This window comes from Acidovorax delafieldii, assembly GCF_007993815.1.
Taxonomy (GTDB): domain Bacteria; phylum Pseudomonadota; class Gammaproteobacteria; order Burkholderiales; family Burkholderiaceae_C; genus Acidovorax; species Acidovorax delafieldii.
This window is the reverse complement of the sequence record NZ_VJWE01000002.1, coordinates 51733-73873: the sequence shown is the minus strand read 5'-3', so window position 1 is coordinate 73873 and position 22141 is coordinate 51733. Positions and strand designations below refer to the sequence as shown.

General features: G+C 65.4%; 19 protein-coding genes. 15 read left to right on the top strand and 4 right to left on the bottom strand.

Translation table 11 applies throughout. The features are described 5' to 3' along the window. Positions 1-45: 45 nt before the first annotated feature. Positions 46-999, bottom strand: coding sequence for an SMP-30/gluconolactonase/LRE family protein (locus ATF69_RS01265; RefSeq protein ID WP_146869656.1), 954 nt, complete (start codon positions 997-999; stop codon positions 46-48). A gap of 124 nt (positions 1000-1123) precedes the next feature. Here ATF69_RS01265 and ATF69_RS01260 point away from each other — a divergent pair, with 124 nt between their 5' ends. Next, entirely contained in the window at positions 1124-1945 is an 822-nt protein-coding gene (locus ATF69_RS01260) for an SDR family NAD(P)-dependent oxidoreductase (protein ID WP_055401789.1), read from the top strand. Between the two features lie 899 nt (positions 1946-2844). Here ATF69_RS01260 and ATF69_RS01250 read toward each other — a convergent pair. Continuing rightward, positions 2845-3807 (bottom strand): LysR substrate-binding domain-containing protein, encoded by a 963-nt coding sequence (locus tag ATF69_RS01250; RefSeq protein WP_056067548.1) that lies wholly within the window; start codon positions 3805-3807, stop codon positions 2845-2847. Positions 3808-3955: 148 nt separating this feature from the next. On the opposite strand from ATF69_RS01250, the gene ATF69_RS01245 reads away from it, so the two are divergent. The 13 genes from ATF69_RS01245 (at position 3956) to dgoD (ending at position 19940) form a co-directional block, all read left to right on the top strand. Then, positions 3956-5407, top strand: coding sequence for an aldehyde dehydrogenase family protein (locus ATF69_RS01245; RefSeq protein ID WP_146869654.1), 1452 nt, complete (start codon positions 3956-3958; stop codon positions 5405-5407). A 78-nt stretch (positions 5408-5485) separates the two neighbouring features. Next, positions 5486-6451, top strand: a complete 966-nt coding sequence (locus ATF69_RS01240; protein WP_116750363.1) for an ABC transporter substrate-binding protein — start codon at positions 5486-5488, stop codon at positions 6449-6451. 187 nt (positions 6452-6638) lie between these two features. Continuing rightward, the gene (gene chvE, locus ATF69_RS01235; protein ID WP_146869653.1) at positions 6639-7709 is read left to right on the top strand and encodes a multiple monosaccharide ABC transporter substrate-binding protein; all 1071 of its coding nucleotides are present in this window, start codon (positions 6639-6641) and stop codon (positions 7707-7709) included. Positions 7710-7819: 110 nt separating this feature from the next. Continuing rightward, positions 7820-9337 (top strand): multiple monosaccharide ABC transporter ATP-binding protein, encoded by a 1518-nt coding sequence (mmsA, locus tag ATF69_RS01230; protein ID WP_108497700.1) that lies wholly within the window; start codon positions 7820-7822, stop codon positions 9335-9337. Between the two features lies 1 nt (position 9338). Beyond that, positions 9339-10568, top strand: coding sequence for a multiple monosaccharide ABC transporter permease (gene mmsB / locus ATF69_RS01225; protein WP_146869652.1), 1230 nt, complete (start codon positions 9339-9341; stop codon positions 10566-10568). After that, entirely contained in the window at positions 10565-12118 is a 1554-nt protein-coding gene (locus ATF69_RS01220) for a sugar ABC transporter ATP-binding protein (protein ID WP_244303626.1), read from the top strand. Before mmsB ends, ATF69_RS01220 begins: the two co-directional genes overlap by 4 nt. Continuing rightward, positions 12111-13163 carry an ABC transporter permease gene (locus ATF69_RS01215; protein WP_146869651.1) on the top strand — a complete coding sequence of 351 codons (1053 nt, stop codon included), beginning with the start codon at positions 12111-12113 and terminating at the stop codon, positions 13161-13163. The genes ATF69_RS01220 and ATF69_RS01215 overlap by 8 nt, the downstream gene beginning before the upstream one ends. Further along, the gene (gene yjfF, locus ATF69_RS01210) at positions 13160-14197 is read left to right on the top strand and encodes a galactofuranose ABC transporter, permease protein YjfF (RefSeq protein WP_146869650.1); all 1038 of its coding nucleotides are present in this window, start codon (positions 13160-13162) and stop codon (positions 14195-14197) included. Before ATF69_RS01215 ends, yjfF begins: the two co-directional genes overlap by 4 nt. Positions 14198-14231: 34 nt before the next feature. Next, a complete protein-coding gene (locus ATF69_RS01205) occupies positions 14232-15965 on the top strand; it encodes an IlvD/Edd family dehydratase (protein WP_146869649.1) in 1734 nt (577 codons plus the stop codon). Between the two features lie 113 nt (positions 15966-16078). Then, positions 16079-17017, top strand: coding sequence for a dihydrodipicolinate synthase family protein (locus ATF69_RS01200; protein ID WP_146869648.1), 939 nt, complete (start codon positions 16079-16081; stop codon positions 17015-17017). Positions 17018-17028: 11 nt separating this feature from the next. Then, positions 17029-18078, top strand: coding sequence for a 2-dehydro-3-deoxygalactonokinase (locus ATF69_RS01195; RefSeq protein ID WP_146869647.1), 1050 nt, complete (start codon positions 17029-17031; stop codon positions 18076-18078). Then, entirely contained in the window at positions 18075-18734 is a 660-nt protein-coding gene (locus ATF69_RS01190) for a 2-dehydro-3-deoxy-6-phosphogalactonate aldolase (protein WP_116749616.1), read from the top strand. Before ATF69_RS01195 ends, ATF69_RS01190 begins: the two co-directional genes overlap by 4 nt. Positions 18735-18791: 57 nt before the next feature. Then, positions 18792-19940, top strand: coding sequence for a galactonate dehydratase (gene dgoD / locus ATF69_RS01185; protein ID WP_146869646.1), 1149 nt, complete (start codon positions 18792-18794; stop codon positions 19938-19940). Between the two features lie 208 nt (positions 19941-20148). On the opposite strand, the gene ATF69_RS01180 is transcribed toward dgoD, so the two are convergent. Together ATF69_RS01180 and ATF69_RS01175 are read right to left on the bottom strand one after the other, a co-directional pair. Beyond that, positions 20149-20340, bottom strand: coding sequence for a hypothetical protein (locus ATF69_RS01180; RefSeq protein ID WP_110958933.1), 192 nt, complete (start codon positions 20338-20340; stop codon positions 20149-20151). A gap of 6 nt (positions 20341-20346) precedes the next feature. After that, positions 20347-21108: a sulfite exporter TauE/SafE family protein gene (locus ATF69_RS01175; protein ID WP_244303625.1), complete on the bottom strand. Its 762-nt coding sequence runs from the start codon at positions 21106-21108 to the stop codon at positions 20347-20349. Between the two features lie 65 nt (positions 21109-21173). Here ATF69_RS01175 and ATF69_RS01170 point away from each other — a divergent pair, with 65 nt between their 5' ends. Continuing rightward, entirely contained in the window at positions 21174-22106 is a 933-nt protein-coding gene (locus ATF69_RS01170; RefSeq protein ID WP_158641473.1) for a LysR family transcriptional regulator, read from the top strand. The last annotated feature ends 35 nt before the right edge of the window (positions 22107-22141 follow it).

Here is a 22141-nt window from a genome sequence, read left to right as displayed (position 1 = left end):
GAAGAGGCGGAGCCATGGGCCTCGCTGCTGCGCGCGGGGCCGGCATCAGCCGCCAAACAGATGCGCGGGCAGGCCGGGCGTGCTGATGTCCACGGCAAACAGTGCCCCGGCCAGCGGCTCGGTCGCGAGCAGCTCGGGCGTGAGACCGGTGCGGGCCGAGGTGATGTACAGCGTGCGCAGGTCCGCACCGCCAAAGGCGCAGTTGGTGACCTGGCTTACGGGCAGCGTGATGCGGGCCAGCTCGTCGGCCGTGTCGGCGTCGTGGCAGGTGACGCAGCCGCCACCCCAGTGCGCCACCCACAGGCGGCCCTGCGCATCGGTGGTCATGCCGTCGGGCACGCCGTCAGCCGCGGGCCAGCGCTTCCACAAGGTCTTGTCGCTCACGGTGCCAGTGGCCGGGTCGCAGCGGTAGCGGTAGGTGGTGCCCTGCACCGTGTCGTTGAAAAACATGGCCGGGCCTTGCGCGGTGGTGGCCCAGGTGGGGCCGTTGGTCACGACAAAACCATCGTCGTGCCGCACGCAGTGGCCGCCGGCGGTGTAGGTGTAGAGCGCACCCGTGGGGGCCTCGCACGCAAAGTCCATGCTGCCGCCCCAGAAGCGCCCCTGGGCGTCGCACTTGCCGTCGTTGAATCGGTTGCCGGTGCGCTCTGGCTCGGGCTGGTGCAGGTAGCGCGGGGCGATGTCGGCAGCGGGGTCGAACAGCGCAAAGCCCCGGCGCAGGGTGACGATGAAGCCGGGTGCGTTGGCGCGCTCGGCGACGGCGGAGATTTCTTCATCAAACGTCCAACGCTGGTGGCCGCCGGTGGAAGGGTCCCAGCGGTGCAGTTCGCGCTGCAGGATGTCCACCCAGTACACGGCCTGCTCGCGCACGGACCACATCACCCCCTCACCCAGTGCGTTGCCCAGCGCGACCACGCAGCGCACGGCGCCGGTTGTTGTGGGAGCAGAGGCGGACGCGCCGCTGGACGGTGGGATGGGGGTATCCAGCGAAGGGCGCACGTTGGTTGTCTCCGGTCGTTTTTTTGCATCGGCCTGCCGCCAGGCACTTGACGAGCGGCATCTTATCAACGCCAATTGATGCTTGAAATGAATTTTTTTGCCATTGATTGATTGCAATATTGATATGACACAGCTTTTTACCCCCTCCTCTTCGTCGACCGACGCCACCGGCGCCCCCCAGGGCCTGGCGAAATTCCCCAGCCTGCAAGGCCGCGCCGTGTTTGTGACGGGCGGCGGCAGCGGCATTGGCGCGGCCATCGTTGCGGCGTTTGCCGAACAAGGTGCCCGCGTGGCGTTTGTGGACGTGGCGCGCAACGCCAGCGAAGCCCTGGCTCAGCACATTGCCGACGCAGGCCTGCCCCGCCCCTGGTGGCGTGTGTGCGATGTGCGCGATGTGAACGCCCTGCAAGCCTGTGTGGCCGAAGCGGCGGCCGAGCTGGGCAGCGACTTTGCAGTGCTGGTGAACAACGTGGCCAGCGATGACCGGCACACGCTCGAATCCGTAACGCCCGAGTACTACGACGAGCGCATGGCCATCAACGAGCGCCCCGCCTTCTTCGCCATCCAGGCCGTGGTGCCCGGCATGCGCAGGCTGGGCGCGGGCTCGGTGATCAACCTGGGCTCCACCGGTTGGCAGGGCAAGGGCACGGGCTACCCCTGCTATGCGATTGCCAAGTCGTCGGTGAACGGCCTCACGCGCGGGCTGGCCAAGACGCTGGGGCAGGACCGGATCCGCATTAACACGGTGTCGCCGGGGTGGGTGATGACGGAGCGGCAGATCAAGCTGTGGCTGGACGCCGAGGGCGAGAAGGAGCTGGCGCGCAACCAGTGTTTGCCGGACAAGCTGCGGCCGCATGACATTGCGCGGATGGTGTTGTTTTTGGCGTCGGACGATGCGGCGATGTGTACGGCGCAGGAGTTCAAGGTGGATGCGGGATGGGTTTGATTTTTTGAAGTTTTTTTGGGCTCTGGCGCTTATCCATCAAGCGCTGGCAGCTATTGTTTTTGTAGTTTTTGAGTTTGGGCGCTGGTCTGGCGGCGTGCTCGGGTTGAGGGCGGAGGCCGGGAGTCGCCCGGCGTGCGAGTAACTTTCTTTCGCGTCGCCGAAAGAAAGTCACCAAAGAAAGGGCGACCCTACTGTCTGCGACCCCTGCGCTTCGCTACGGGGCAACCTGGGGTGCTCGGTCACGGGGTGCACCGCAGAACTCGCTGCGCGCCTGCGGCGCTTCGCTCGACCAACTGCGGTGAGTCAGTTCACGAAGCATGTGTGTCCTTCGGCACACATGCCACCCCGCACCCTGCGCGCCCCAGGCGCATCCAGAAGGGAACCCGAGGGACATCCACTCGGGCCATTGCTTCGCTGCGCTGCGCTCGGCCCCGTCTCGCGGGCGCAAGCGCCACACGCTGCGCAGGCGGGGCCGAGCGCAGCGATGGCCCGTGTGGCTGTTTGGATGTTCGGCTCCCCACCCCTGCTGGCTGCGCCTGCGGCGGGGCGGTTGCGGGGTGGCATGGGCGTCGAAGCGCCCATGCTTCGTGAACTGACTCGCCGTGGATGTCCGAGCGGCGCGCGCAGCGCAGAGCGAGTTCCACGACGCACCCCGCAACCGCCCCGCCGCAGGTTTGCCCCTTCGCACAGCGAAGGGGTCGCAGACTGGGGGTCGCCTTTCTTTTGGGTACTTTTCTTTGGCGAAGCAAAGAAAAGTACCTCGCCCGCCGGGGCGACTCCCGGCCTCCGCCCTCAAACCAGGCATGCGCCCAAATCAGCGTCAACAACAAAACGCTACAAAATCAATAGCTATCCGCGCATATTCCACTAGCGCATCCAGCCAATAACACCCAAAACCATCAATCCCCCACCTCCAACCGCCGCCCATACTGCACCAGACTCGTCTGCTTCAACGCCTTCATCATCACCTTCGCCGCCGGCGACAACAGCCGGTCCGACCGCGTGATGATCCCGAACGCATCCATATGGCACGGCATCGCCAGCGGCAACACCGTCACGATCCCATGCGCCGCGTAATAGCGCGCCACATCCTCCGCCACCACCGCAATCATGTCGCTCTGCTGCAGCATGCGCGTGATGAACAACAGCGCCGATGTCTCCACCGTGTGCAGCGGCGGCGCCAGCCCGTCCTGCTGGAACATCAGGTCAAACCGGTGCCGCAGCACGCTGCCCGCAGGCGGCACGATCCAGCTGGCCGACACCACATCGCGCAGCGTCAACCCGGTCATGCTCGACAGCGGGTGGCCCGGGCGCGTCATGGCGCAGACGAGCTCCTCCGTCAGCGACTCGTAGCGCAGGTTCTCCTTATCGTGCTCCTCGTAGAGGCGGCCCACCACGATGTCGAGCTTGCCCTGCTCCAGCCGCTCCAGCAGCACGGGGCTGGTTTCGATGTCCAGCGAAATGCGCAGGCTGGGGTGCTCCTGCTTGACCTGTGCCACGGCGGCGGGCAGCAGACTCAGGCCGGGTGAGGTGATGGCGCCAATGCCTACCTGGCCGTAGTGCCCACGCTTGAGCGCGCCGATCTCATCGTGCGCCTGGTTCAGGTTGGCCAGGGCCATGCGGGCGTGGCGGATCATGGTTTCGCCGTACCAGGTGGGGCGCATGCCGCGTGGCAGGCGGTCAAACAGCGACACCTCCAGCACATCCTCCAGGTCCTTGAGCAGCTTGGAGGCGGCCGGCTGCGTCATGCTGAGCACCTGGGCGGCGCGGTGGATGTTGCCCTCTTCGGCCAGGGCCACCAGCAGCAGCAGTTGGCGCGTCTTGAGGCGGGCGCGGATGAACCAGTGGTTGTAGGTGCTCATGAATGGATGGACGGAAGGAAGGGAGGGCGAGAAAAAGGAGGGGTTTTCCAGAATGCAAAGAACGATATGTATTTTGTCTAAAAAACGATTGGATTGATATCAAAACCTTCCATAGACTTCGCCGCAACTGCAACAAAGGCCTCTCTCCATGAAGCTTGGCGACCTCCAGCTCAGCCCCCGGCACCTGATCAACGGCCGGTGGGAAATCGGCACCACCACCGGCATCAGCACCAACCCGTCGGACACCCGCGAGGTGGTGGCCGAATACGCCCGCGCCGACCGCAACCAGACCGAACTGGCCGTGCGCGCGGCGGCCGACGCCCTGCCCACCTGGAGCCAGAGCACACCCCAACGCCGCGCCGACGTGCTGGACATGATTGGCAGCGAGCTGCTGGCGCGCAAGGACGAGCTGGGTGCGCTGCTGGCGCGTGAAGAAGGCAAGACGCTGCCCGAAGGCATCGCCGAGGTGGCGCGCGGCGGGCAGATCTTCAAGTTTTTTGCGGGCGAGGCGCTGCGCATCCAGGGCGAACTGCTGGCCTCTGTACGCCAGGGCGTGCAGGTGGACGTAACCCGCGAGCCCGTGGGCGTGGTGGGCATCATCGCGCCGTGGAACTTCCCCTTCGCCATCCCGGCCTGGAAGATCGCCCCGGCCCTGGCATACGGCAACACCGTGGTGTTCAAGCCCGCCGAGCTGGTGCCCGCCTGTGGCTGGGCGCTGGCCGAAATCATCAGCCGCAGCGGCCTGCCCGCCGGTGCCTTCAACCTCGTCATGGGCAGCGGCCGCGAGGTGGGCCAGACGCTGGTGGACCACCCGCTGGTCAATGCGCTGAGCTTTACCGGATCAGTCGCCACGGGCGACCGCATCTTGCGCGCCGCCAGCCAGCGCCGCGCCAAGGTGCAACTGGAGATGGGCGGCAAGAACCCGCTCATCGTGCTGGCCGACGCCGACCTGGACCAGGCGGTGGACTGCGCGCTGCAGGGCTCGTATTTCTCCACCGGCCAGCGCTGCACCGCATCGAGCCGCCTCATCGTCGAGGCCGAGGTGCACGACGCCTTTGTGGCGCGCCTGCGCAACCGGCTGGCCAGCCTGAAGGTGGGCCACGCGCTGGAGCATGGCACCGAGATGGGCCCGGTGGTGGACGACAACCAGCTGGCACAGAACCTGGACTACATCGACATTGCGCGCAATGAGGGAGCGGAGCATGTCTGGGGTGGCGAGCGCCTGGAGCGCCCCACCCCAGGCCATTACATGAGCCCAGCCCTCTTCCTGGCCCGCCCGGAGCACCGCGTGGCGCGCGAGGAAATCTTTGGCCCCGTGGCCTGCGTGCTGCGGGCTGACGACTACGAGCACGCACTGGCCTTGGCCAACGACACGCCCTTTGGCCTGTGTGCGGGCATCTGTACCACGTCGCTCAAGCGCGCCATGCACTTCAAGCGCCACGCTGCCGTGGGCATGACCATGGTGAACCTGCCCACGGCGGGTGTGGACTTCCATGTGCCGTTTGGCGGCCGCAAGGAATCCAGCTACGGCGCCCGCGAGCAGGGGCGCTATGCCGCCGAGTTCTACACCATGGTCAAGACGGGCTACATGCTGGCCTAAGTCACCAGGCTCCCTTTTCGTTCCTTTTTCCATCCCGCAACCATCGTCAACCAACCATTACAGACAGGAGACAAGATGATGAAAATGAACCGCCGCACCGTTGCTGCCGCCTTGGCCAGCGTGCCCGTGGCCGCCTTGCTGCCCGGCACCGCCTGGGCGCAAAAGCCCCTCGTGCTGGGCTTCAGCCAGGTGGGGGCCGAGAGCGAATGGCGCACCGCCAACACCGAGTCCATCAAGTCGGCCGCCAAGGAGGCGGGCATCGAACTGAAGTTCTCGGACGCACAGCAAAAGCAGGAGAACCAGATCAAGGCCATCCGCTCGTTCATCGCGCAGAAGGTGGACGTGATTGCGTTCTCGCCCGTGGTCGAGTCCGGCTGGGAGCCCGTGCTGCGCGAGGCAAAGGCCGCCAAGATCCCCGTGGTGCTGACCGACCGCGCGGTGAACACCAAGGACACGTCGCTCTATGTGACCTTCATGGGCTCGGACTTTGTGGAAGAAGGCCGCAAGGCCGGCCGCTGGCTGGTGGAGAAGATGAAGGACCAGAAGGGCGAGGTCAACATCGTCGAGCTGCAAGGCACCGTGGGCTCGGCCCCTGCCATCGACCGCAAGAAGGGCTTTGAAGAAGTCATCAAGGCCGACCCCAAGTTCAAGATCATCCGCAGCCAGACCGGCGACTTCACCCGTGCCAAGGGCAAGGAAGTGATGGAAGCCTTCCTGAAGGCCGAGGGCAAGAAGATCAATGTGCTGTACGCGCACAACGACGACATGGCGATTGGCGCCATCCAGGCCATCGAAGAGGCCGGCATGAAGCCTGCCAAGGACATCGTGATCATCTCCATCGACGCCGTGAAGGGCGCCTTCGAGGCCATGATCGCCGGCAAGCTCAACGTGAGCGTGGAATGCAGCCCCCTGCTGGGCCCGCAGCTGATGAGCGCCGTCAAGGACATCAAGGCTGGCAAGGCCGTTCCCAAGCGCATCGTGACCGAAGAAGGCATCTTCCCGATGGAAGTGGCGGCGAAGGAAATGCCTAACCGCAAGTATTAACCCCCTGAGGCGGTGCGCGCCTTCCCCCTTTCTCTCACATCGCTGCGCGATGCGGGAAGGGGGACGCCACCGGCCCGGCGGGGCGGCCCTTGGGCGGTGGCTCTGGCACTGGGCCGCGACAGTTTCGTAAGGCTGTGACGCATCCAAGCGGCAATCAAATCAAAACAACATCAGGAGACAGACTCAAATGAAGCGTGCAATTTTCAAGGCCGTGCTGGCCACCGTGGCACTGGCTGCCATTGGCGCCACGTCCGTGGCATCGGCCCAGGACAAGGGCACCATCGGCATCTCGATGCCCACCAAGTCCTCGGCGCGCTGGATTGCCGATGGCGACAACATGGTCAAGGTGCTCAAGGACCGGGGCTACAAGACCGACCTGCAGTACGCCGAAGACGACATCCCCAACCAGCTCGCGCAGATCGAGAACATGATCACCAAGGGTGCCAAGGTGCTGGTGATCGCGTCGATTGACGGCACAACGCTGTCCAAGGCGCTGCAAAACGCGGCCGACAAGGGCGTGAAGGTCATTGCGTACGACCGTCTCATCAAGGGCTCGAAGAACGTGGACTACTACGCCACGTTCGACAACTTCCAGGTCGGCGTGCTGCAGGCCACCTCCATCGTGGACAAGCTGGGCCTCAAGCAAGGCAAGGGCCCGTTCAACATTGAACTGTTCGGCGGCTCGCCGGACGACAACAACGCCTTCTTCTTCTACGACGGCGCCGTGAGCGTGCTGCAGCCCTACATCGACAGCGGCAAGCTGGTGGTGCGCAGCAAGCAGACCGGCATGAACAAGGTGGGCACGCTGCGCTGGGATGGCTCGGTGGCCCAGGCGCGCATGGACAACCTGCTGTCGGCCTACTACGGCAAGGACAAGGTGCATGCGGTGCTGTCGCCCTATGACGGCATCTCCATCGGCATCCTGTCCTCCCTCAAGGGCGTGGGCTACTGCACCGCCCAGCAGCCCTGCCCCGTGGTCAGCGGCCAGGACGCTGAGGTGCCTTCCATCAAGTCCATCCTCAAGGGCGAACAGTCTTCCACCGTGTTCAAGGACACCCGCGAGCTGGCCAAGGTGGCCGCCAACATGGTGGACGCCGTACTGACAGGCAAGCAGCCCGAGATCAACGACACCAAGACCTACAACAACGGCGTGAAGGTGGTGCCCTCGTACCTGCTCAAGCCCGTGTCGGTGGACGTATCCAACTGGAACACGGTGCTGGTCGGCAGTGGCTACTACAAAGAGTCCCAAATCAAGTGAGCGCGAGCGGCTTCTGCATGTAGAGCCGCCGCCTGCGAATGCTGCTGGGGCAGCGCAGGCGGCGTGCAACCGGGATGGGGCCCAAGGCCCCGCCAACAGACTGAGAGACCATGCTTCTTGAAATGCGGAACATCCGCAAAACCTTCCCCGGCGTGGTGGCGCTGAACCAGGTCAACCTGCAGGTGCAGGCTGGGGAGATCCATGCCATCGTCGGCGAAAACGGGGCGGGCAAATCCACGCTGATGAAGGTGCTCTCGGGTGTGTACCCGCACGGCAGCTACAGCGGCCAGATCCTGTTCGACGGGCAGGAGCGCGAATTTGCGGGCATCCGCGACAGCGAGCACCTGGGCATCATCATCATTCACCAAGAGCTGGCGCTGGTGCCGCTGCTGTCGATTGCCGAGAACATCTTTCTTGGCAACGAAACCGCGCGGCACGGCGTCATCGACTGGATGGCCGCGCACAGCCGCGCACAGGCGCTGCTGCACAAGGTGGGCCTGCGCGAGTCGCCTGACACACCAGTGGGCCAGCTGGGTGTGGGCAAGCAGCAGCTGGTGGAAATTGCCAAGGCGCTGTCGCGCAAGGTGCGCCTGCTGATCCTGGACGAGCCCACCGCCAGCCTGAACGAAAACGACAGCCAGGCCCTGCTGGACCTGCTGCTGGAGCTGAAAGCCCAGGGCATTACCTGCATCCTGATCTCGCACAAGCTCAACGAGATCTCGCGCGTGGCGGATGCCATCACCGTGCTGCGCGACGGCAGCACCGTGCAGATGCTGGACTGCCGCGAGGGCCCGGTGAGCGAAGATCGCGTGATCCAGGCCATGGTGGGCCGCGAGATGAGCGACCGCTACCCCCAGCGTCAGCCGCAAGTGGGTGACATTGTTTTTGAGGTGCGCAACTGGCGCGCCCACCACCCGCAGCGCAGCGACCGCGAGCACCTCAAGGGGATCGACCTGAACGTGCGGCGCGGCGAGATTGTGGGCATTGCGGGCCTGATGGGCGCAGGCCGCACCGAGCTGGCCATGAGCATCTTCGGCCGCTCTTGGGGCCAGCGCATCAGCGGCGAAGTGCGGCTGCACGGGCAGCCCATCGACGTGAGCACGGTGGAAAAGGCCGTGCGCCATGGCCTGGCCTATGTGACCGAAGACCGCAAGGGCAATGGCCTGGTGCTGAACGAAGACATCCAGTTCAACACCTCGCTGGCCAACCTGCCGGGCGTGTCGTTCGCCAGCGTGATCGACAGCGGTCAGGAACACCGCGTGGCACAGGACTACCGCGAGAAGCTGCGCATCCGCTGCTCGGGCGTGGACCAGAAGACGCTGAACCTCTCGGGCGGCAACCAGCAAAAAGTGGTGCTGAGCAAATGGCTGTTCACCAGCCCCGAAGTGCTCATCCTCGACGAGCCCACGCGCGGCATCGACGTGGGCGCCAAGTACGAGATCTACACCCTCATCGCCCAGCTAGCGGCCGAGGGCAAATGCGTGATCGTGATCTCCTCCGAAATGCCTGAGCTGCTGGGCATCACGGACCGCATCTATGTGATGAACGAAGGCCGCTTTGTGGCCGAGATGCCGACGGCCGAAGCATCCCAAGAACGAATCATGCGAGCGATTGTGAAAGCCAGTTGATATGAGCCAGACCACCCATCCCCCCGCCAGCACGCTGGCCGACGGCAACCCGACAGCAGCGGCGCGGCACGACAAGTCGCTGCTGCAGCACCTGCAGCACAACCTGCGCGAATACGGCATGTTGATCACGCTGGTGGCCATCATGGGCTTCTTCCAGTACATGACCGAGGGCACGCTGATGCAGCCCTTGAACCTCACCAACCTGGTGCTGCAGAACAGCTACATCGTCATCATGGCGCTGGGCATGCTGCTGGTCATCGTGGCCGGGCACATCGACCTGTCGGTGGGCTCGGTGTGTGGTTTCATCGGCGCACTGGCTGCGGTGCTGATGGTCGAATACAACTGGCACTTTGTGCCCGCGACGCTGGTGTGCCTGCTGTGCGGCGGCCTCATCGGCGCCATTCAAGGCGGGTTTGTGGCCTTCTCGCGCATCCCCTCGTTCATCGTCACGCTGGCGGGCATGCTGGTGTTCAAGGGCCTGGCGCTGGCGCTGCTGGCGGGGCAGTCGGTGGGGCCGTTCCCCTCGGCATTCCAGATGCTCAGCTCGGGTTTCATCCCCGACCTGTTCAGCGTGGAGGGGCTGCGCCTGACCTCGCTGCTGCTGGGCGCCGCAGTGGCCGCAGCCCTGGCCGTGGGTGGCCTGCGCCAGCGCGCCAACCGGCTGTGCCACGGCGTGCAGACAGAGCCTGCGGGTCTGTTCATCGCCCGCACCATCGTTTTTGGCGGGCTGCTGGTGTACTTCAGCTACCTCCTGGCCTCATACAAGGGCCTGCCCAACGTACTCATCGTGATGGCGCTGCTGATCGTGCTGTTCGACTTTGTTACCAGCCGCACGACCATCGGCCGCCGCATCTACGCCATGGGCGGCAACGAGAAGGCGGCCAAGCTCTCGGGCATCAAGACCGAGCGGCTCACGCTGTATGCCTTCATCAACATGGGCGTGCTGGCCGCCCTGGCCGGGCTGGTTTTTGCGGCGCGGCTCAACACCGCCACGCCCAAGGCGGGCCTGGGTTTTGAGCTGGACGTGATTGCGGCCTGCTTCATCGGCGGCGCATCGGCATCGGGCGGCGTGGGCAAGGTGATGGGCGCGGTCATCGGCGCCTTTGTGATGGGCGTGATGAACAACGGCATGTCCATCCTGGGCATCGGCATCGACTACCAGCAGGTCATCAAGGGCGTCGTGCTGCTGGCCGCCGTGCTCGTGGATGTCTACAACAAGAACAAGGCATGACGGTTTCCATGGACGCATCCACCGTTCACGCCCCCGCTGCCGCGCCTGTGCTGCAGCTTTCGGGCATCCACAAACAGTTTGCGGGCATCACCGTGCTGCGCGATGTGCAGCTCAACCTCTACCCTGGCGAGATCCATGCGCTGATGGGGCAAAACGGTGCGGGCAAGTCCACGCTGATCAAGGTGCTGACGGGCGTGCTGGAGGCCAGCGGCGGGCAGATGCGGCTGGGCGGAAAAGCGGTGTGGCCGGACTCGCCGCTGGCGGCGCAGCGCCTGGGCATTAGCACCGTGTACCAGGAGGTCAACCTCTGCCCCAACCTCTCGGTGGCCGAGAACATCTTTGCGGGCCGCTACCCGCGCTGCGGCATCGCGCAGGGCTTTCGCATCGACTGGGCCACGCTGCACCAGCGCGCCCGCGATCTGGTGGAGCGCATCGGGCTGCAGATCGACGTGACGCGCCTGCTGTCGGACTACCCCGTGGCCGTGCAGCAGCTGGTGGCGATTGCGCGCGCACTCAGCATCGAATCGCGTGTGTTGATCCTGGATGAGCCCACCTCCAGCCTGGACGACGACGAAGTGCAAAAGCTCTTCGAGGTGCTGCGGCGCCTGCGCAGCGAGGGACCGTCCATCGTCTTTGTGACGCATTTCCTGAACCAGGTGTATGCCGTGTCCGACCGCATCACCGTGCTGCGCAACGGCAGCTGGGTGGGCGAGTGGCTGGCCAAAGACCTGGGGCCACAGGCACTGATCGCAGCCATGCTGGGCCGCGACCTGGCCGCAGCGTCGGAGCAACCCGCACCAGCGCCCTCCGTGGACAGCCGCCAGGCCACGCTGCTGCAAACCGAGGGCCTGGGGCAGGACACGCAACTGCAGCCGCTGGACCTGCTGATCCGCGCGGGCGAGGTGGTGGGCTTGGCGGGACTGCTGGGCTCGGGCCGCACCGAGCTGGCGCGCCTGCTGTTCGGCCTGGAGCAGCCCGACCGGGGCGCGCTGCGCATCGACGGGCAGGTGGTGAAGTTTACCAACCCCATGGACGCCATCCGCCATGGCCTCGCCCTGTGCCCCGAAGAGCGCAAGACCGACGGCATCGTGGCCGAGCTGTCGGTGCGCGAGAACATTGCGCTGGCGCTGCAGGCGCGCATGGGTGTGAGCAAGTTCCTTTCGCGCGCCGAGCAGACGGCGCTGGCCGAACGCTATGTGGAGCTGCTGGGTATCAAGACCGAGAGTGTGGACAAGCCCATCGGCTTGCTCTCGGGTGGCAACCAGCAAAAGGCGATCCTCGCGCGCTGGATGGCCATCGAGCCGCGCCTGTTGATTCTGGACGAACCCACACGCGGCATCGACGTGGCCGCCAAGCAGGAAATCATGGACCAGATCCTGCGCCTGGCCCAGGCGGGCATGGCCGTGCTGTTCATCTCTTCCGAAATGAGCGAGGTGGTGCGCGTGGCGCACCGCATCGTGGTGCTCCGCGACCGCCACAAGGTGGGTGAGCTGCCTGCGGGCAGCAGCGAAGACGCCGTCTACGAACTCATCGCCGCAGAACATGCTTGAACGTTCCCCCTCTCCCTCCCTTTTGGCCGCGCTGATGCGACACCGCTTGGCGTGGCCCGCCGTCACGTTGCTGCTCCTGCTGGCCATCAATACGGCTTTCAACGCCAGTTTTCTGCACATCGAATGGCGCGAAGGGCACCTGTACGGCAGCCTCATCGACATACTGAACCGCGCCGCACCGCTGGTGCTGGTTTCGCTGGGCATGACGCTTGTGATCGCAACGCGCGGCATCGATATTTCGGTGGGCGCGACGGTGGCCATTGCAGCGGCCGTGGCAGCGTGGCTGATCGGCGGCTCGGTGTCGGGCACCGAGAGCCGGTTTCCACTGCCCGTCGCTATCCTGGGCGCCATCGGCGTGGCGCTGCTGTGCGGGCTGTGGAATGGCGTGCTGGTCGCCAAGGTGGGCATGCAGCCCATCATTGCCACACTGATCCTCATGGTGGCGGGCCGGGGCATTGCCCAGCTCATCACCGACGGGCAGATCATCACCATCTACTACACGCCCTACTTCTTCATGGGCGGTGGGTACTTGGCAGGGCTGCCGTTCTCCGTGTTCGTAGTGACCGCAGTCTTCGTGGTGCTGTACCTCGCCATCACGCGCACGGCGCTGGGCCTGTTCATCCAGGCGGTGGGCATCAACCCCACGGCGGCGCGGGTGGCGGGCGTGCAGGCGGGGCGGCTTATCGTGGCGGCCTATGTGTTCTGCGGTGTGTGCGCGGGTATTGCGGGGTTGCTGATCAGCTCCAACGTGAAGAGCGCGGACGGCAACAACGCCGGGCAGCTGCTGGAGCTGGACGCCATCCTGGCCGTCACGCTGGGTGGCACTGCCCTCACCGGCGGCCGCTTCAGCCTGGTGGGCAGCGTGATTGGCGCGCTCATCATCCTGACGCTGACCTACGCCATCTACTCGCTGGGCGTGCCGCCCGAGATCAACCTGGTGGTGAAGGCCGTGGTGGTGTTCATCGTGATGCTGCTGCAGTCGCCCGAGTTCCGGGCGCAAGTGGGAGCCCTGGCACGCCGCCCCGGCGCGGGAGCTTTGCCATGAGCGCCGTACCCAAGACCGCAGGCTTCGGCACCGTGAACCACCCTGCCCCACAGGCCACCACCGAGCGCGCGCGGTTCAACCCCAAGTACCTGCCGCTGGCCGCCACCATTTCGCTGTTCGTGGCCATGGCCACGCTGGGCTCGGTGCTGTACACCGGGTTCTTCTCGGCCCAGGTGTTCCTCAACCTGCTGATCGACAACGCCTTCCTCATCATCGTGGCGGTGGGCATGACGTTCGTGATCCTGTCGGGCGGGATCGACCTCTCGGTGGGATCGGTGGTGGCGCTGACCACCATGGTGCTGGCCGCGCTGGTGGAACACCGGGGCTGGAACCCCATGGTCGCCATCCCGCTGGTGCTGCTGATGGGCACAGCATTTGGCGCGTTCATGGGCTTCCTCATCGAGCGCTTTCGGCTCCAGCCCTTCATCGTCACGCTGGCAGGCATGTTCCTGGCGCGGGGGCTGTGCTACCTGATCAGCATCGATTCCATCAGCATCACCCACGAGGGCTACTCCGAGCTGGCCCAGTGGCGCTTGCCGCTGTGGGAAGGCGCATCGCTCTCGCTGGGCGCGCTCATTGCCATCGCCGTGCTGCTGGTGGCCCTGTTCGTGGCGCACTGCACGCCGTTTGGCCGCAGCGTGTATGCGGTGGGCGGCAGCGAGCACTCGGCTGTGCTCATGGGCCTGCCGGTGCGCCGCACGCTCATTGGCGTCTACACGCTGTCGGGCTTTTGCTCAGCACTGGCGGGCGTGGTGTTCACGTTCTACATGCTGTCGGGCTATGGCCTGCATGCCGTGGGCATGGAGCTGGACGCGATTGCCGCCGTGGTCATTGGCGGAACACTGCTCACGGGTGGCGTGGGCTATGTGGCGGGCACGCTGTTTGGCGTGCTCATGCTCGGAATCATCCAGACCCTGATTTCCTTCGACGGCACGCTCAGCTCCTGGTGGACGCGCATCGTCGTCGGTGTGCTGCTGTTCGCTTTCTGTCTGCTGCAGCGGCTGCTTTCGCACCGCTCGGGCAAGGCCCGTTGACTCTTCATTTCTTCTCTTTCTCTCGCACCCCACCATGACCACCCCAAAGCGCAAACTCCGCTCCGCCGAATGGTTCGGCACGGCCGACAAAAACGGCTTCATGTACCGCAGCTGGATGAAGAACCAGGGCATCCCCGACCACGCGTTCGACGGCCGCCCCGTGATCGGCATCTGCAACACCTGGTCCGAGCTGACCCCGTGCAACGCCCACTTTCGCAAGATCGCCGAGCATGTGAAGCGCGGCATCTACGAGGCGGGTGGCTTCCCCGTCGAGTTCCCGGTGTTCTCCAACGGCGAATCCAACCTGCGGCCCACGGCCATGCTCACGCGCAACCTGGCCAGCATGGATGTGGAAGAGGCCATTCGCGGCAACCCCATCGACGCGGTAGTGCTGCTGGTGGGCTGCGACAAAACCACGCCTGCCCTGCTGATGGGCGCGGCCAGCTGTGATTTACCCGCCATCGTGGTCACGGGCGGGCCCATGCTCAACGGCAAGCTCGACGGCAAGGACATCGGCTCGGGCACGGCCGTGTGGCGCCTGCACGAGTCGCTGAAAGCCGGCGAGATCAACGAGCACCAGTTCTTCGCGGCCGAGGCCGGCATGTCCCGCTCTGCCGGCACCTGCAACACCATGGGCACGGCCAGCACCATGGCCTGCATGGCCGAGTCGCTGGGCACATCGCTGCCGCACAACGCAGCCATACCGGCGGTTGACTCGCGCCGGTATGTGCTGGCCCACATGTCGGGCAAACGGATCGTTGAAATGGCGCACGAAGGGCTCACGCTCTCCAAAATTCTCACGCGCGAAGCCTTCGAGAACGCCATCCGCACCAACGCCGCCATCGGCGGCTCCACCAACGCGGTCATCCACCTCAAGGCCATCGCAGGCCGCATCGGCGTGCAGTTGGATCTGGAAGACTGGACGCGCATTGGCCGTGGCACGCCCACGCTGGTAGACCTGCAGCCCTCGGGCCGCTTCCTGATGGAAGAGTTCTACTACGCGGGCGGCCTGCCCGCCGTGCTGCGCCGCCTGGGCGAGAGCGGCCTGCTGCCCCACCCCAACGCCCTCACCGTCAACGGCAGGAGCCTGTGGGACAACGTGCGCGAAGCGCCCCAATACAACGACGAGGTGATCCGCCCGATCAGCAACCCGCTGATTGCCGACGGCGGCATCTGCATCCTGCGCGGCAACCTGGCGCCGCGTGGTGCGGTGCTCAAGCCCTCGGCCGCATCGCCCGAACTGCTCAAGCACCGGGGCCGCGCCGTGGTGTTCGAGAACCTGGAGCACTACAAGGAGCGCATCGTCGATGAAAACCTGGACATCGACGCCAGCTGCGTGATGGTGCTCAAGAACTGCGGCCCCAAGGGCTACCCCGGCATGGCCGAGGTGGGCAATATGGGTCTGCCTCCCAAGCTGCTGCGCCAGGGCGTGAAGGACATGGTGCGCATCTCCGACGCGCGCATGAGCGGCACCGCCTACGGCACCGTGGTGCTGCACGTGGCGCCCGAGGCGGCAGCCGGTGGCCCCCTGGCTGCCGTGCGCGATGGCGACTTCATTGAGCTGGACTGCGAGAACGGCCGCCTGCACCTGGACATCAGCGACGAGGAACTGGCAGCACGCCTGGCCGCATTGGCTGGCACGGACAACGGGGGACGCGGCGGCTACCAGCGGCTGTATGTGGACCACGTACTGCAGGCGGACGATGGTTGCGACTTTGACTTCTTGGTCGGCTGCCGGGGGGCTGCTGTGCCCCGCCACTCGCATTGATGTGCCCCACTGAGGCGCTCGTCGCAGTCAATTGCTACAGATTCAATAGCTACCAGCGCTTGTTCAACTAGCGCTAGAGGCATATTTCACTCAAATTCTTACCCGCACCCGCCATGCCAGCCACCCATTCCCTCCAGAACCCTCGCTACCGCGGCATCTTCCCCGTCGTCCCCACCACCTTCCACGATGACGGCAGCCTCGACCTCGACAGCCAGAAGCGCTGCCTCGACTTCATGATCGACGCCGGTGTGGATGGCGTCTGCATCCTGGCCAACTTCTCCGAGCAGTTCTCGCTGTCCGATGCCGAGCGCGAAGTCCTCACCCGCACATCGCTGGAGCACGTGGCGGGCCGCGTGCCGGTCATCGTCACCACCACCCACTACGGCACCCGCGTGTGCGCCGAGCGCAGCCGCGCCGCGCAGGACATGGGCGCGGCCATGGTGATGGTCATGCCGCCCTACCACGGTGCCACCTTCCGCGTGCCCGAGGCGCAGATCTACGAGTTCTATGCCCGTGTGTCGGATGCGATCCGCATCCCGATCATGGTGCAGGACGCACCCGCCAGCGGCACCGTGCTGTCGGCCCCCTTCCTGGCCCGCATGGCGCAAGAGATCGAGAACCTGGCCTACTTCAAGATCGAAGTGCCCGGCGCCGCCAGCAAGCTGCGCGAGCTGATCCGCCTGGGCGGCGATGCGATTGAAGGCCCGTGGGACGGCGAAGAGGCCATCACCCTGCTGGCCGACCTGGATGCGGGCGCCACGGGCGCAATGACGGGCGGCGCCTTCCCCGACGGCATCCGCCCAATCATTGAGGCGCACCGCCAGGGCGACATGGACCAGGCCTTTGCGCTCTACCAGCGCTGGTTGCCCCTCATCAACCACGAAAACCGCCAGGGCGGCATCCTCACGGCCAAGGCGTTGATGAAGGAAGGCGGCGTGATCGCCTGCGAGGCGGGCCGCCACCCCTTCCCGACCATGCACCCTGAGGTGCGACGCGGCCTGATCGGCATCGCACGGCGGCTGGACCCGCTGGTGCTGCGCTGGGCACGTTAAGCAGGACTCACATGGTGCCTGCACGTTTTCTGGTGCCCGCCGAGGCGGGCCTGATTGCCCTGGACTGGGGCACCAGCGCATTGCGGGCCTTCCGCATGGGCGCGCATGGCGAGATGCTGGAGACGCGGCACCGCCCCTGGGGCATCATGAACCTGCCCCTCGCCACCGCGAGCGTGGCAGACGGCGGGCTCGGTGCCGCGTTTGAACGCGCACTGCAAGACACTTGCGGCGACTGGCTGGCCGCCACACCCGGCCTGCCCCTGCTGGCCTGCGGCATGGTGGGCAGCGCCCAGGGCTGGCGCGAGGCCAAGTACCTGCCGACGCCCACCTCGCTCGATGCACTGGCGCGGGGCCTGACGCTGGTGGAGCGGCGCGACGGCCCGCCGCTGCACATCGTGCCGGGCCTGTTGCAGCAGGGCGCACTGCCCAACGTGATGCGTGGCGAAGAGACCCAGGTGCTGGGCGTACTGGCGGGCCTTGCGCTGCCTGCGGATGCGCCCGTGCTCATCGGCCTGCCCGGCACCCACAGCAAATGGGTGCTGGCACGCCGGGGGCGCATCGAGCAGTTCCACACCTTCATGACCGGCGATGTGTTTGCCGCGTTGCGCGGCCACACCATTCTGGGCAAGACCATGCAGGCCGCAGCCGCGCCCGACGACGCCGCCTTTGCGCGCGGCCTGGAGGTGGCGCGGGGCGGCGACGCCGCGTTGGGGCTGCTCTCGCACATCTTCAGCACCCGCACGCTGGGGCTGACCGGCGCGCTGGCGCCTACCGCGCAAGCGGACTACCTCTCGGGCCTGCTGATCGGGCACGAGGTGGCCAGCCTGGCACGCGCACAGGATCAAACCGAGGCAAACCCGCAAACGCTGGTGCTCTGCGGCGAGCCCGACCTGTGCCGCCGCTACGCCGTCGCGCTGCAGACCTACGGCTTTGCCGCCCCCAACATCGCCACGCAAGCCACGGCCACCGGGCTGTGGCAGATCGCGCTGGCGGCAGGGCTGGTCGTTGCGCCAGCGCCCTCCCCCTCACACCCCTTCACCGCCGGGAGTCTGGCTGCATGAACCCCATCGACAAAGCCCTGTTCCACATCCTGCAGCGCTGCGGGCTCATCGCCATCCTGCGCGGCGTGCAGCCGCACGAGGTGGTGGCCATCGGCCACGCGCTGTACGACGCGGGGTTTCGCATCATCGAAGTGCCGCTCAACTCGCCCGAGCCGCTGGCCAGCATCCGCGCACTGCGCGATGCACTGCCAGCCGACTGCCTGGTGGGCGCAGGCACCGTGCTCTCCATCGATGCCGTGGCCGATGTGGCCGCAGCTGGCGGGCAGATCATCGTCATGCCCCACAGCGACCCCGATGTGATCCGGGCCGCCCGCGCTGCCGGCATGGCCTGCGCGCCCGGCGTGGCCACGCTGACCGAGGCCTACGCCGCGCTGGCAGCGGGCGCCAACATGCTCAAGCTCTTCCCGGCCGAGGCGCTGCCGCCCCATGTGCTCAAGGCCTGGCGCGCCGTCATCACGCCGCCCATGGCGCTGGTGCCCGTGGGCGGCATCGTGCCCGAGAGCATTGCCCCCTATGCGGCAGCAGGCGCCAGCGGCTTTGGCCTGGGCTCGGCCCTGTACCGGCCCGGCGACCAGGCCCCCGAAGTCGCGCACAAAGCCGCAGCGTTTGCGCGGGCGTGGCAGGCGTCCTTTGGCACCGCGCCCGCCACGGCCTGAACCGCCCCCTACTCGTTCCAGACAACCCAGCACTTCTGAACCGACTGCCCTTCCCCCATGAAGATCACCCGACTCACCACGTTCATCGTCCCGCCGCGCTGGTGCTTCCTCAAAATCGAAACCGACGAAGGCATCACCGGCTGGGGCGAACCCGTGCTGGAAGGCCGCGCGCACACCGTGGCCGCTGCGGTCGATGAGCTGGCAGACTACCTCGTCGGCAAGGACCCGCGCCACATCGAAGACCATTGGACCGTGCTGTACCGGGGCGGCTTTTACCGGGGCGGCGGCGTGCACATGAGCGCGCTGGCCGGCATCGACCAGGCGCTGTGGGACATCAAGGGCAAGGCGCTGGGCGTGCCCGTGTCCGAACTGCTGGGTGGCAATGTGCGCAGCCACATCAAGGTTTACAGCTGGATTGGCGGAGACCGCCCCAGCGAGACCGCCGCCGCTGCCCAGGCCGCCGTGGCGCGCGGCTTCACGGCCGTCAAGATGAACGGCACTGAAGAGGTGCAGTACGTGGACAGCTACGACAAGGTGGAGCGCTGCCTGCAGAACGTGGCCGCCGTGCGCGAGGCCGTGGGGCCGAATGTGGGGATTGGCGTGGACTTCCACGGCCGTGTGCACCGGCCCATGGCCAAGGTGCTGGTCAAGGAGCTGGAGCCCTACAAGCTCATGTTCATCGAAGAGCCGGTACTGAGCGAACACGACGAGGCGCTGAAGGAGATCGCCCGCATCTCGTCCACCCCCATCGCCCTGGGCGAGCGCCTGTACTCGCGCTGGGACTTCAAGCGCGTGCTGCAAGGCGGCTATGCCGACATCATCCAGCCCGACCCGTCGCACGCAGGCGGCATCACCGAAACCCGCAAGATCGCCAGCATGGCCGAGGCCTACGACGTAGCCCTGGCCCTGCACTGCCCGCTGGGCCCGATTGCACTGGCGGCCAACCTGCAGCTGGATGCGGTTTGCTACAACGCCTTCATCCAGGAGCAGAGCCTGGGCATCCACTACAACCAGGCCAACGACCTGATGGACTATGTGTCTAACCCCGGGGTGTTTGCGTACCAGGACGGCATGGTCGCCATCCCCACGGGGCCGGGGCTAGGGATTGAGGTGAACGAAGACTACGTGCGCGAGCGGGCGCAGCTGGGGCACCGGTGGAGGAACCCGGTGTGGCGGCACCGGGATGGGAGCTTTGCGGAGTGGTGAGGTGGTTGGGCGCCTTGTTATTGATGCGGCGCGGTTTACTCCAGAGTATCGATGGCGCTGTACCTCAGCTTGCCCAGGGCTTCGGCAGCCTCGGCTCGAACGGGGCTCATGAATGGATTGCGCCAGATCAATAGGCTAGGAGCAGTCGCCCAGTTTCATCTTTCGAACGCTTGCTGGTACGGGGATGACTCTGTCAGCTCAGAGAAAGTCAGAGCGGTTTGGGCAAATCACAGGCTGCAAAAAGCGCCACACGAGCTTCATCAAGCACCTCGACAAGCTCGTCTGCAACAAACTGTCTGCTTCCGATTTCAAGCAAACCTTCGCCTTGCAACACGTGTGCCAGCCGGTAAGCCCGCTCTAACAAGGCTGCAGCCTCAAGCAACTCCTTTTGTCCGCTCATACTGTGTCAGTGTGCCTGGATCAGATTGGCAGCACCCAATCCGAGGAACACCATAAAAAGTGTCTTCTGGAAGACGGGGCCGACAAGGCGGCTACGTAGCAGCTCACCAAGCTTGAGCCCGCAAAATGCGCCGATCAATGCTCCACCGACTGCAATAGCAACAGACGACGGGATCAACCCCAAAGGGGCGGACATCTGCACTTTCACGGCGAGCGACAGAGTGGCCACGGTGAATGAAAGGCCCAGCGCTTGCACCATCTCGTCCTTGCCCAGCCTCAGCGTCTGTAAGTAGGGAACCCAGGGCAATACGAAGACGGCCGTGAGTGACGTCACGAACCCGGTGGCCGCGCCTGTCGGCAGGCTCAGCCATTTGCTGGTGAGTGAAAGATCGGGCAGCTGAGGTCGCCACAAGCCCCAGATGCCATAGGCCATGAGAATCCCGCCCAGCCAGCCCTTGGTCGTTTGTGCGGAAACGGCGTCCCCCAGACCGGGCGCGCTCACAGTCACGATCGCGATTGCCAGCCAACCGGGCCACAGCCGGGATACCAGCGAGCGCAGGTGAGGGCCACGGCATTGCGCGATATTGGTTGCCAGCGAGGGTATGACCAACAGTGCGGCGGCTTGCACAGGGGGCATCCTCAGCCCGAGCAAGCTCACGGCTACTGTAGGCAGCCCCATGCCGGTGACGCCCTTCACACCACCGGCCAGAACGAAAACAACGACCACCATCAAGAGCTGCAATATGTCCATGCCCCATGGTGTGTGCATGGCCCAAGTGCTGTCCATCGGATAGCAGTGAACAGATCCTTCGCGTATTCCGTAGGATGGCGGTCATGAGTACCCCTAAGCGCCGCACCACGGATTACCGCGTTGATCCGTTTGACCTGCACCTCTTTGCCGCCGTGATGGAGCATGGAACCATCACTGCCGCTGCTTCGTCCGTGAATCTGTCGTTGGCTGCGGCCAGCGCTCGCCTCAAGGGTCTTGAAGACGCGACCGGTTCGCGGTTGTTCGAGCGGTCCAAGTCGGGCGCAATACCCACCGATGCGGGACGCGCTCTGCTGCGCCATACCAACCGCGTGCTGGCTGAGCTCGAATCGCTGCATGTAGAGATGGCGAGCTTTGGTCATGGATTGCGCGGGACCGTTCGGCTGCTGTGCAACACAGCCGCCATGTCCGAGAGCCTTCCGCGCACGATCGGCCAATTCTTGGTGAAGACCCCTGATCTTGATGTGGACGTGCAAGAGCTTTCGAGCGAGGCGGTTGTAGAGGCATTGCGCCGTGGCACCGCCGACCTGGGCATCGTCGCCGATTACGTGGACACCTCTGGGCTGCTTGTGCAGCCATGGGTCGATGACCGTCTGGTGGCACTCTTGCCAAAGCGCTGGTCTTTGGGCCGCCGCCGTTCCGTGGCGTATGGCGAATTGCTAGAGCATTCCTTTGTGGGTTTGGCACGGGAGAGTGGACTCAGCCGCTTTCTGGCAGCGCAGGCCAGTCGCAGTGGCCGGGTCCCGCGCCATCGGGTGCGTCTGGGCGGATTTGACGCTGTCGCGCAATTGGTAGCCGAAGGCGTGGGAGTGGCGGTGATGTCCGAGAGCGCGGCTGCGCGCTTTGCCAAGTCAGGCACCCAGATCCTAGGACTATCTGACGCTTGGTCTCGGAGAAAGCTGCTCGTTTGCATGACCCCGGCAGGCAGCGAACTACCCAGCGTGAGCGCGCTGGCCAATGCGCTGCTGACAGCGCGACCGCAGGTTGGGAGCCGGTGAGCAGAGGAAGTTGGCTGGGTATGGGATAAGGATTG